7 protein-coding genes are annotated in these 12,323 nt (G+C 43.0%); all 7 read left to right on the top strand.

The window, feature by feature from the left end:
* Nucleotides 1–20 precede the first annotated feature (20 nt).
* On the top strand, nt 21–494 hold the full coding sequence (locus R2S67_RS15970) for a GAF domain-containing protein (RefSeq protein ID WP_046876215.1): 474 nt from the start codon (nt 21–23) through the stop codon (nt 492–494).
* Between the two features lie 97 nt (nt 495–591).
* On the top strand, nt 592–1,218 hold the full coding sequence (proQ, locus tag R2S67_RS15975) for an RNA chaperone ProQ (protein ID WP_046876216.1): 627 nt from the start codon (nt 592–594) through the stop codon (nt 1,216–1,218).
* Between the two features lie 17 nt (nt 1,219–1,235).
* On the top strand, nt 1,236–3,242 hold the full coding sequence (prc, locus tag R2S67_RS15980) for a carboxy terminal-processing peptidase (protein ID WP_317345668.1): 2,007 nt from the start codon (nt 1,236–1,238) through the stop codon (nt 3,240–3,242).
* Nucleotides 3,243–3,437: 195 nt separating this feature from the next.
* Nucleotides 3,438–4,103 (top strand): hypothetical protein, encoded by a 666-nt coding sequence (locus R2S67_RS15985; protein WP_005396553.1) that lies wholly within the window; start codon nt 3,438–3,440, stop codon nt 4,101–4,103.
* A gap of 228 nt (nt 4,104–4,331) precedes the next feature.
* Entirely contained in the window at nt 4,332–6,938 is a 2,607-nt protein-coding gene (pepN, locus tag R2S67_RS15990) for an aminopeptidase N (RefSeq protein ID WP_317345670.1), read from the top strand.
* 64 nt (nt 6,939–7,002) lie between these two features.
* A complete protein-coding gene (locus tag R2S67_RS15995) occupies nt 7,003–7,221 on the top strand; it encodes a DUF2835 domain-containing protein (RefSeq protein ID WP_046876238.1) in 219 nt (72 codons plus the stop codon).
* Between the two features lie 201 nt (nt 7,222–7,422).
* Nucleotides 7,423–12,264: an NAD-glutamate dehydrogenase gene (locus tag R2S67_RS16000; protein WP_065646471.1), complete on the top strand. Its 4,842-nt coding sequence runs from the start codon at nt 7,423–7,425 to the stop codon at nt 12,262–12,264.
* Nucleotides 12,265–12,323 lie beyond the last annotated feature (59 nt).

The raw sequence follows: 12,323 nt of genomic DNA on the forward strand, positions 1-12,323 counted from the left end.
ATAGTAAGTAGGAAGTTAATATGAACATAGAACAATACCATAGACTAACCAAACAAGCCGTTGCTCTAATTGAGTCTGAGCCAGACTTTATTGCTAACCTAGCAAACTTGAGCTCACTGCTTTTCATGGAATTGGACGATCTTAACTGGGCTGGCTTTTACCTAGCAAAAGGTGAAGAGCTCGTTCTTGGTCCGTTCCAAGGAAAACCAGCTTGTGTCCGCATTCCTATGGGGCGCGGTGTCTGTGGTACTGCTGCAAAAACTAACACCATACAAAGAGTATACGACGTTCATGAATTTGAGGGACATATAGCGTGCGATGCAGCGAGCAATTCAGAAATTGTGATTCCATTTTCTATTAATGGAAAGGTGGTTGGTGTCCTTGATATTGACAGCCCAAGTATTGGTCGATTCAATGAAACAGACGAAGAAGGTCTCACTCATTTCATGGCTGAAGTAGAAAAGCTGCTTAATTCACACGCGAACGACGCATAAATTAGCCTTCGAGTGTGGTTTTTCCTTGGCATGTCACTATAATACGAGAATATTTTTTCTTAATGCTCGCGGAAATCCGCTCAAATCAGGACCCCTCATGACTGAAAAGTTAAAAAACAGCAAAGAAGTTATTGCATATATTGCTGAATGTTTCCCTAAGTGCTTTACTTTAGAAGGTGAAGCAAAACCTCTGAAAATTGGTATTTTTCAAGATCTTGCGGAACGTCTAAGTGAAGACGAAAAAGTAAGCAAAACACAGCTTCGTGCAGCGTTAAGACAGTACACTTCATCATGGCGTTACCTACATGGCGTAAAACCAGGTGCAGTACGTGTAGACCTAGACGGCAACCCTTGTGGTGAGCTAGAAGAAGAGCACGTTGAACACGCGAAAGCGACACTTGCAGAAAGCAAGGCAAAAGTTCAAGCTCGTCGTAAAGAACAAGCACAAAAAGCTCGTGAAGAGGGTAAGGCGAAAGCGAAACCAGCGGCTAAAAAGCCTCAACAGCCTCGTCGTACTAACAAACCAAAAGTACAAAAAACAACTAAGCCTGTAGAAACGCGCGCTCTAAATGCTGACGAAATCACAGTAGGTAACGCAGTTAACGTGAACATGGGCAAAGGAAACATGGCAGCGACCATTGTTGAGATCAATAAGGATGATGTACGTGTTCAACTTGCTAACGGCCTACAAATGGTTGTGAAAGCGGAGCACTTGCGCGCATAAAGGAGATACTCCTACGCATGAATTGCCGTTCAAAAGTGACACTGATTGCTGCTAGCTTATGGCTAGCAGCATCAGCTCAGGCTCTCGAAGCCAAACTACATAAAGATGACTTGCCGGTTCTCGCTCCTGAAGTTCAGCACGAAACAGCTAGCAAACGAGTCACCTCTCGATTTACCCGCTCTCATTATAAGCATTTCAGCCTCAATGATGATTTCTCCAAAGCGATCTTTGAACGCTATGTAGAATTGCTTGATTATAATAGAAATATTTTTACTCAAGCGGACATCGACTCTTTTAAAGACTGGTCAATTGAGCTTGATGATCAGCTAAAAGCTGGTAACAACCAAATTGCTTTTGATGTTTATAACCTCTCAATGCAAAAGCGTTTCGAGCGTTTTGCTTATGCGTTAACGCTACTCGACGAAGAGATCAAGTTTGATACTGATGACGAGATAGAGTTAGACCGTTCTGAAGCTGCATGGCCAAAAGACGAAGCGGAGCTCAACGAGTTATGGCGTAAGCGCGTGAAATATGACGCGTTAAATCTGAAGCTGACTGGCAAAGAATGGCCAGAGATTAAAGAGGTTTTAGAGAAGCGTTATAACAACGCGATGAAGCGGATCACACAGACTAATAACGAAGATGCATTCCAGTTATATATGAATGCCTTCGCCCGACAAGTCGACCCTCATACTAGCTACCTTTCTCCACGTAATGCTGAGCAATTCCAATCGGAAATGAACCTATCTCTGGAAGGCATTGGTGCTGTTCTGCAAATGACAGACGATTACACAGTAATTCGTTCACTTGTTGTTGGCGGCCCAGCGTCGAAGAGCAAGCAACTTGGCGAAGGGGATCGAATCATCGGTGTTGGACAAGACGGTGAAGAGATTGTCGACGTGATCGGTTGGCGTCTGGATGATGTAGTTCAATTAATCAAAGGCCCAAAAGGCACAAAGGTTAATCTACAGATCTTGCCAGAAGGTAACGATGCGAAGAGTTACATTGTCACAATTGTTCGTGACAAAGTTCGCCTAGAAGATCGCGCAGTTAAGTCGGAGATCATCGAAAAAGATGGTAAGAAGATTGGTATTTTAGAAGTGCCAAGTTTCTACGTCGGTTTGTCGAAAGATACCGATAAACTGCTTGCTGAGTTAAAAACCAAAAACGTTGACGGCGTAATCGTTGATCTACGTAACAACGGTGGTGGTGCATTAACGGAAGCGACAGCATTAACAGGGTTATTCATTAAAGAAGGTCCTGTTGTTCAAGTTCGTGACAGCTATGGTCGTATTAAGGTGAACTCTGATACTGACGGAAAAGTGAGCTACGATGGTCCGCTGACGGTGTTGATTAACCGCTACAGTGCTTCAGCGTCTGAAATTTTCGCCGCAGCAATGCAAGATTATAATCGTGCCATTATTTTAGGTGAAAATTCTTTCGGCAAAGGTACAGTTCAACAGCATCGTTCACTGAATCATATCTACGATCTTTTCGATAAAGAGCTAGGCTACGTTCAGTACACGATTCAGAAGTTCTACCGTATTGACGGTGGAAGTACGCAAAATCGTGGTGTTGCACCCGATATTTCGTACCCAACACCAATTGAAGCTTCTGAAACGGGTGAAAGTGTAGAAGACAATGCACTACCTTGGGATCAGATTGATAAAGCAAAATATCAAACCTTCCCAAGCAACGAAGCACTAGTTGAAAAACTCACCGCTCTTCATAACAAGCGTATTTCTGATGAGATGGAATTCCGTTTCATCAATGAAGACATAGAGAAGTATCGTAAAGAAAAAGACGATAATATGTTGTCTTTGAACGAGAAAGTTCGTAAGGCAGAATCGGATAAAGCGGAAGCCCTTCGATTGCAACGCATCAATGAGCGTCAAGCTGCTTTAGGTAAGGAAGCATTCAAAACATTGGATGATATACCTAAAGATTATGAAGCGCCTGATGTTTATTTAGATGAGTCTGTTGCGATTATGGTTGATCTGCTTAAGCAGACAAATCAGTCATAATAACTGGCAATTCAAAGTAAAAAGAGTGAGTCTTTCAGGCTCACTCTTTTTTTATGTCTTTTCATCTTTGTTTGTATTGAGTATCAAGTAAGATATTCGCTTATTTTTTCCCAATAATTTACGTGATCTACATCTAAAATTTCGCGAAAGTGAGGACTACTGCCTAAGCTAAAAGAAAACGATAAGGATGCCGATATGAAATGGTTCTTTATTTTACTTAGCTTTTGCTGCTTTAGTGTGTTTAGCGGAGAAAACACCAGAGAAGATGAATTAAGTCACTTTGACACGCCGTTTCTCATCGGAGACTGGTATTTAATGAACCCAAACCCCGAAGAGTCGGCTGAAAATTTTCGTGCGATAAAACTGTCACTGGGTTCCGACTACAGCTTTTCTATTGATATTCAAAAGAAAGATTATTCTGTCGATCATTGGGAAGGATTGTATAACGCCAATGAAGACACCATCGTTCTTGGCTTAAACACAGATGAGCCGCAAATTTATGCCTATCGCAATAATCACAATACACTTGATCTTAATGGTGTGACTTTTACTAAAGGGTTGTCTAACTCGCTAGCGGGCATATGGTCTAGCTCTTATGTATCCGGAGATGGCCTTGTGGCAAACAACATCAACCATATGGATTTGATACTTCAACCTGACTTCGTGTTTATGTTTCGGGTATCCAACGAAGAAGGGGATGAGTCAATCAAGCAAGGTGTTTTCTACACAGAAGATGAATATTTAGTCTTGCTCTATGAAAATGGCGAGCACGGGACCACCTATAAGCTCAACAAAAATGAATTAACGATTGAAGATTCAAATGGCGATATGTACGCGGTACTTAATCGGGTAACGCCTTGATAGCTTATCTTGCTACGACAAATTACGCGAGCATACGGTAAATTGTCAATGTTGTTTAAATGTTAATCAAAAAACGGAGCTAGAGCACTAAAAGCTCCGTTTTTTGATGGAAAGACTTGTATTCTGATACCACAACCCCTACAAATAGCTTATATAGTGATACCAGAACTGCATTTTTGATCATGCAGTCTGGTATTTTTGTTGTTCGACATACAAGGATTTATGCTCATGTCCCAAGCTCCCCAGGCCAAATATCGTAAAGATTATCAAGAGCCATCTCACGCGATTACCGATATCGATCTTACGTTTGATCTTTATGACAATGACACCATCGTTACGGCGATATCAAAGGTTGCTCAAAAAGGCGATACAACAACGCTAGAACTCGATGGCGAGGGGCTTGAGCTGCGCGCTGTAAAAGTAAACGGTGAGGATTGGGCTCATCACGAAGTGAAAGAATCATCGCTTGTACTGACCGATCTTCCATCCGAGTTTGAACTTGAAATCGTCACCAAAATTGATCCTGAAGCGAATACAGCACTCGAAGGTTTGTACAAATCAGGCGGCGCATTTTGTACTCAGTGTGAGGCCGAGGGCTTCCGTCGTATTACTTATTACTTAGATCGTCCTGATGTTCTGGCAAAATACACGACAAAAGTGATCGCAGATAAAGCCGCTTATCCATATTTGCTGAGCAATGGTAACCGAATTGCAGAAGGCGAGGCAGAGAACGGTCGTCATTGGGTTCAATGGCAGGACCCGCATCCAAAGCCAGCTTACTTGTTTGCTCTTGTCGCAGGGGACTTTGACGTACTGCGTGACAAATACACAACGATGTCAGGTCGCAGTGTTGATTTAGAAATCTTTGTTGATAAAGGTAACTTAGATCGTGCAGGCCATGCGATGACATCGCTGATCAACTCGATGAAGTGGGATGAAGAACGCTTTGGCCTTGAATACGATCTGGATATTTACATGATCGTTGCCGTTGATTTCTTCAATATGGGCGCAATGGAAAACAAAGGCCTAAACATCTTTAACTCAAAGTATGTTCTGGCGAATGACCAAACGGCGACCGATCGTGACTACTTAGGTATCGAAGCTGTAATCGGTCATGAGTACTTCCACAACTGGACTGGCAACCGTGTCACTTGTCGTGACTGGTTCCAATTAAGTCTAAAAGAAGGCTTAACCGTGTTCCGTGACCAAGAATTCTCTTCTGACTTAGGCTCTCGCGCAGATAACCGTATCGATAACGTACGTATCATCCGTGGACCTCAGTTTGCAGAAGATGCAAGTCCAATGTCACATCCAATTCGTCCTGACAAAGTCATTGAGATGAACAACTTCTACACGCTAACAGTGTATGAAAAGGGCAGCGAAGTTATTCGCATGTACCATACACTCCTTGGCGAAGAGGGCTTCCAAAAAGGGATGAAACTTTACTTTGAACGTCACGATGGTACTGCTGCGACATGCGAAGACTTTGTTTCTGCAATGGAAGATGCCACCGGTGTCGATTTAAAACAATTCCGTCTATGGTACAGCCAATCTGGTACACCGACGCTGCGCGTAAATAGCGAATACAATGCCAATGCAAAAACTTACGCGCTAACGGTAGAGCAATTTACGGAGCCAACGCAAGACCAGGCTGAAAAGCAAGCGTTGCACATTCCGTTTGATATCGAGCTGTACGATTCGAAAGGTCAAGTTATCCCATTGCTGATTAACGGTGAATCTGTTCATAACGTATTAGATATTAAACAAGATAAGCAAACGTTCGTATTCGAAAATGTCGAAGAACAACCTGTGCCATCTTTGTTGCGTGAATTTTCGGCACCAGTAAAACTAGAATACGACTACAGTGATGATGAATTAGTCTTCTTGATGAAACACGCGACGAATGACTTTGCTCGTTGGGATGCAAGCCAAATGCTATTGGCTAAGTACATTCGTCAGAACGTGAAAAACGTTCAAGCCGGACAAGAAGTATCGCTTTCTGAAGGCGTGATAGATGCGTTCCGTGGTGTGCTATTGGATGAGACGCTTGAGCCAGCTTTCATTGCTCAAGTTTTCTCTTTGCCTTCAATTAATGAGATTACTGGCTGGTACCAGCAAATTGACATCGATGCCGTAGACAAAGTGCTAAACAGCATTACAGTGTCACTTTCTCAAGAGTTAGAAGATGAGCTAAGTGCAACTTATCATACACTGAAGCAAACAGAGTACACGATCGATCATGCTGCGATTGGCAAGCGTGCATTACGTAACCGTTGTCTGCAATACCTAGCACATACGGAAAAAGGTAATGATTTAGTGAAAGCACAATACGCATCTGCAAATAACATGACAGATACGATTGCAGCGATGAGTGCGGCAAATAGTGCACAGCTTGAGTGTCGTGAAGTTCTAATGGCAGATTATAGCGATAAATGGAAGCACGATGGTTTGGTTATGGACAAGTGGTTTGCACTTCAAGGTAGCAATCCTGCAGAGGATGCACTTGAAAAAGTGAAAGCTACCATGAACCACGAAGCATTTAGTTTGAAGAACCCGAACCGTACGCGCAGTTTGATTGGTTCGTTCTTAAGTGCCAACCCTGTGCGTTTTCATGATAAATCCGGTGCAGGTTACCAATTTGCAGGAGAAATCCTTCGCCAACTTAATGATTCGAACCCACAAGTTGCATCTAGAATGATTGATCCTTTGCTTAAGTTCCGTAAATACGATGAAGGTCGCCAAGCTTTGATCAAAGCAGAACTTGAAAAGCTCAAAGCAATGGATAATCTTGCTAAAGACTTATTCGAAAAAGTTACTAAAGCACTAGACGAATAGTAAACAACACAATAGGGTGGTCATTAAGGCCACCTTATTGTTTATGTCACTTAGTTTTTACTTCATGAACTATTACTACTTCAACCTCAACATTTCATATCAAACGTTTTTATCCCATTATTCTGGCGCGGCAAGTGTTGTTCAAGTCGTCACACATAACGGTTTACGTTTGCAGTTACCCGCCGCACGATTCAGACCATTTCTTAGTCAATTAGGCATTAAAGGCCAGTTTAGACTAACAACTGACCAAAATAATAAGTTTCTTAAGTTAGAAACTCTGTGATGTATTGTATTTGCAGAGAGTTAAATAGGAATCTTAGTCACAGAATCGGACATTTCACCTCTTACCACCACGATTRGTTGTTAAACATTTGTAATTATGCTTTTACAATGGGCACATGCATTACCTATGCTTAGTTTCTAAGGTAACAACCTAGCTACTAAGTCCCCCTACAAAACAACAATTCTAATGTGGAGTGTGAATATGACCGCGCGTGAAAATGTAGTGCCGGTTCTGCTTGAAAAAGTTTACCAACTGATTCAAGACAAACTCGAGCTTTCTCACCAAACGCTTGTAACTAAACTTGCTCAACACTTATTCAGTAACATTGCTGATGATGACCTGATTCAGCGAAACGAATCCGATCTTTATGGTGCTGTCGTCAGCCTTTGGCACCATATCAATGAAAAAAAACCAGAAGAGATTTCGGTACGAGTATTTAACCCGACCGTAAGTCGTCAAGGCTGGCAATCCACACACACAATCGTAGAAATTGTTGTTCCAGATAGTCCATTCTTAGTGGACTCAGTCAAAATGGCTTTAGCGCGTTTGGACCTTGTTTGCCACCTAATGTTAAACAACCCAACACAGATACAGCGTGATAAAAAAGGCCAAGTTACCGACGTAAACGGTGAGGGTGGTGTTCTTCAATCACTGTTCCATATCGAGGTAGACCGCCTTACTAGTAAAGAAGAGATGCAAGCGCTTAAAGAAGAGCTGTTAAAAATTCTATCTGACACTCGTTTAGTCGTTGATGACTGGAAGCAAATGGTTGATAAGCTTAAGCTTGTGACTGATGAACTTGAGAAAAATAAAGATCGTGTTTCTATCCAAACGGATCGTATGGACGAAACGATCGCATTTCTTCGTTGGCTAGAAGATCATAATTTTACCTTTATGGGTTACAAAGATTATGACTTAGAAGAAGTCAATGGTGATACCGAGCTTGTTCCTGCTAAAGAAAAAGGACTTGGTCTATTTGCTGATGACAAGCGTGTGCGTAGCGTCAAGCTATCTGAGCTTTCAGATTCAGCGCGGTTAGAAGCGAAAAAGCCATACGCTCTGATCATCACAAAAGGTAACAAAGCATCTCGTATTCACCGTCCAGCTTATACTGATTACATCGGTATTAAGAAGTTTGATGAAAACGGTAAAGTAATAGGTGAGCATCGCTTTACTGGTCTATATACCTCTGCCGTGTATAACCAAGCGGTACAAAGCATCCCTCTGATCCGTGAAAAAGTGGACCGTATCCTTGAAGCGAGCGGATATCGTCACGGATCGTATTCATACAAAGCATTGCACAATATCTTAGAAAACTACCCACGCGATGAACTACTTCAAGCAAATGAAGAAGAGCTGCTTGAGGTGGGTATGGGTGTTGTACAAATGCAAGATCGTGACCTACTGCGTTTATTTGTTCGTAAGGACCCATTTGGTCGTTTCTTTAGCTGCATGGTTTATGTCACTAAAGATCGTTACAACACAGAGTTACGTCGTCAAACTCAACGCATTCTTAAGCAGTACTTTGGTTGCGAGCAAGAGGTTGAATTTACAACGTTCTTCTCAGAAAGCCCACTAGCGAGAACACATTACATTGTTCGTGTAGACAATAACAACATTGACGTAGACGTGAAAAAGATCGAGCAAAACCTAATGGAAGTTTCTACCTCTTGGGATGACAGACTAAAAGAATCCATCATTGCTAACTTTGGTGAAAGCAAAGGCCTTCCTCTTTCAAAAGAATATATGAGTGCGTTCCCTCGCTCATACAAAGAGGACATGATGCCAGGTTCTGCGGTTGCAGATATTGAACGCTTAGAAGCGTTAAGTGATGATAATAAACTTGGCATGTTGTTCTACCGACCTCAAGAAGAGGGGGCGGATTCAAAAGCTGTTCGCTTGAAGTTATACCATCGCGATGAGCCAATCCATCTTTCTGACGTAATGCCAATGCTTGAAAACCTTGGCTTACGAGTGATCGGTGAATCACCGTATGAGATCGAGAAAAACAACGGACAGACATTCTGGATCCTTGATTTCTCTATGCTGCATAAGAGCGAGAAAACGGTTGATCTTCGTGAGGCTCGTGATCGTTTCCAACAAGCATTTGCCGCAATTTGGGCGGGCAACCTTGAAAGTGATGGTTTTAACCGATTGGTACTAGGTGCGTCGCTATCTGGGCGTGAGATTTCCATTCTTCGTGCTTATGCTCGATACATGCGCCAAGTCGGTTTCCCATTCAGTCAACAATACATCGAAGACACGCTAAGCCACTACCCAGACTTAGCAACAGGTCTAGTCAAGCTGTTCACCAAGCGATTCGATCCGAAACACAAAGGCAGTGAAAAAGGCCAAAACGATCTGATTAAAAAGCTAACAGAGCAGTTGGATCGTGTAGAGAGCTTGGATGATGATCGTATTATTCGTCGTTACATCGACATGATCATGGCGACACTTCGTACTAACTACTATCAATTAGACGAAAGCAAGCAACCTAAGCCTTGGTTATCTTTGAAAATGAAACCGAGCGATATTCCAGAGATTCCGCAGCCTGTACCCGCGTTCGAGATCTTTGTGTACGCACCAGATATTGAGGGTGTTCACCTTCGTGGCGGAAAAGTGGCTCGTGGTGGTTTACGTTGGTCAGACCGTCAAGAAGATTTCCGTACAGAGATTCTTGGTCTCGTAAAAGCTCAGCAAGTTAAGAACACCGTTATCGTACCTGTGGGTGCAAAAGGCGGCTTTGTTTGTAAACGCCAGCCATCTCTCACAACCCGTGATGAGATCTTTGCTGAAGGCCAACGTTGTTACAAACGATTTATTCGTGCGCTACTTGATGTATCGGATAACATCATTGAAGGTGAAGTTGTGCCACCACAGAACGTTGTGCGCCATGACGAAGATGACCCATACCTAGTAGTGGCGGCAGATAAAGGCACAGCAACATTCTCAGACCTAGCGAACTCTGTTTCTGCAGAGTACAACTTCTGGTTAGGTGACGCATTCGCTTCAGGTGGTTCTAATGGTTACGACCACAAAGCGATGGGTATCACTGCAAAAGGTGGTTGGGAATCTGTTAAGCGTCACTTCCGTGAAATGGGCATCAACTGCCAGACTACTGATTTTACCGCAATCGGCGTAGGTGATATGGCAGGTGACGTGTTCGGTAACGGTATGCTGTTATCGAAGCATATTCGATTGCAAGCTGCCTTTAACCACATGCACATCTTTATTGATCCAAATCCAGATTCAGCCACCAGCTGGGAAGAGCGTAACCGCTTGTTTAATCTGCCAAGATCAAGCTGGGAAGATTACAATAAAGATTTGATCTCTCAAGGTGGTGGTATCTTCTCTCGTCGATCAAAATCGATCCAGCTAACGCCAGAAATTCAGAAAATGTTAGGGACAAAGAAAGCATCTTTAGCGCCTAACGATCTGATTAAGATGATCTTGAAAATGAAAGTCGATCTGCTTTGGAATGGTGGTATCGGCACTTACGTTAAAGCCTCGACAGAAACTCATACGGATGTTGGTGACCGTGCTAACGACATGCTACGCATTGACGGCCGTGACTTGAGAGCAAAAGTGGTTGGCGAAGGCGGTAACTTAGGTATGACTCAGCTTGGTCGTATTGAATACGCACTGACTGGCGGCCGAGTGAACACAGACTTCGTTGATAACGTGGGTGGCGTTGACTGTTCGGATAATGAAGTCAACATCAAGATCTTCCTTAATGGACTGGTTTCAAATGGCGATCTTACGGTTAAGCAACGTAACCAAATTCTAGAGTCTATGGAAGACGAAGTGGGTGAAATTGTCTTGGATGATGCTTACCGTCAGTCGGAGTCGATCTCCGTGACTGAACAGCAAGGTGTTGGCATTGTTAAGGAACAAATTCGATTCATCCATACCATGGAAAAAGCAGGGTACTTGGATCGTGCTCTCGAATACATCCCTGATGATGAAACGCTAATCGAGCGTGAGAAACAGGGGCTAGGTCTGACTCGCCCTGAGCTATCAGTGTTAGTTGCCTACGGTAAAATGGTACTTAAACAGCAACTTGTTACGGATGAAATCGCGAATGATGAATTCCATGCGAAACAGCTTGTTGAATATTTCCCAAGTGCGTTACGACGTAACTATAAAGATCAAATGGTGAATCACCCACTGCGAGCTGAAATTATCGCTACAGCATTGGCTAACCAGATGGTTAATGAAATGGGCTGTAACTTCGTCACTCGTTTGCAAGAAGAAACCGGTGCAAGTGTTGTCGATATTGCTAACGCATACAGTGCGGCTCGTGAAATTTTCGATCTAGAAGCAATTCTTAAGCAGACTCGTGAACTCGATAATATAGCCACTGCTCAAGCTCAGTACGAAATCATGTTTTATGTTCGTCGAGCACTACGTCGAATTGCACGTTGGTTGCTTCGCAACCGCAGTGGTAAATGCACAGTTGGTGAGCTGATTGCTATCTACAAGCAAGATGTCAATGTTATCACTGAAACCTTAGACACTATGCTGGTTGAGTCTGAAGTAGAAGAACACAATGAACTTGCTCAAGGGTGGATTGAGAAAGGGGTAGAAGAGAAACTTGCACATCAAGTCGCTCGTTTATCCAGCCTACAATCTGCACTGGATATCTCATCAGTGGCGAGTGAAACAGGTAAAACGGTTGAGCAAGCATCGAAGCTCTACTTTAACTTGGGTGACCGTTTGTCGTTACACTGGTTCTTGAAGCAAATTAACAGCCAAGCCGTTGATAATAACTGGCAGGCACTGGCAAGAGCTGCATTCCGAGAAGATCTGGACTGGCAACAACGTCAACTTACGGCTCAGGTATTAAATTGCGGCTGTGCAACGGAAGAGCTAGACGTGATGAAAGCGTTAGAAGATTGGATGGAAACTAACGAGCAATCACTGCACCGTTGGGAAAGCATCTTGAATGAGTTCAAAGTTGGCTCTGTCCACGAATTTGCTAAGTTTTCTGTAGCACTTCGAGAATTAGTACTCTTGAATCTCAACTGTTCGTCGAAAGAGTAGATGAGTTAGTCAAATTGTAAGTAAAAGCCTCGTTATTTAGCGAGGCTTTTTTGTTGCTC

Origin of the sequence: Vibrio sp. T13N (assembly GCF_032970445.1) — a bacterium.
Taxonomy (GTDB): domain Bacteria; phylum Pseudomonadota; class Gammaproteobacteria; order Enterobacterales; family Vibrionaceae; genus Vibrio; species Vibrio diabolicus.

Coding starts and splice junctions, on each gene's coding strand:
- R2S67_RS15970 (WP_046876215.1), top strand. CDS start 21: ATGAACATAGAACAATACCATAGACTAACCAAACAAGCCGTTGCTCTA.
- proQ (WP_046876216.1), top strand. CDS start 592: ATGACTGAAAAGTTAAAAAACAGCAAAGAAGTTATTGCATATATTGCT.
- prc (WP_317345668.1), top strand. CDS start 1,236: ATGAATTGCCGTTCAAAAGTGACACTGATTGCTGCTAGCTTATGGCTA.
- R2S67_RS15985 (WP_005396553.1), top strand. CDS start 3,438: ATGAAATGGTTCTTTATTTTACTTAGCTTTTGCTGCTTTAGTGTGTTT.
- pepN (WP_317345670.1), top strand. CDS start 4,332: ATGTCCCAAGCTCCCCAGGCCAAATATCGTAAAGATTATCAAGAGCCA.
- R2S67_RS15995 (WP_046876238.1), top strand. CDS start 7,003: ATGAACTATTACTACTTCAACCTCAACATTTCATATCAAACGTTTTTA.
- R2S67_RS16000 (WP_065646471.1), top strand. CDS start 7,423: ATGACCGCGCGTGAAAATGTAGTGCCGGTTCTGCTTGAAAAAGTTTAC.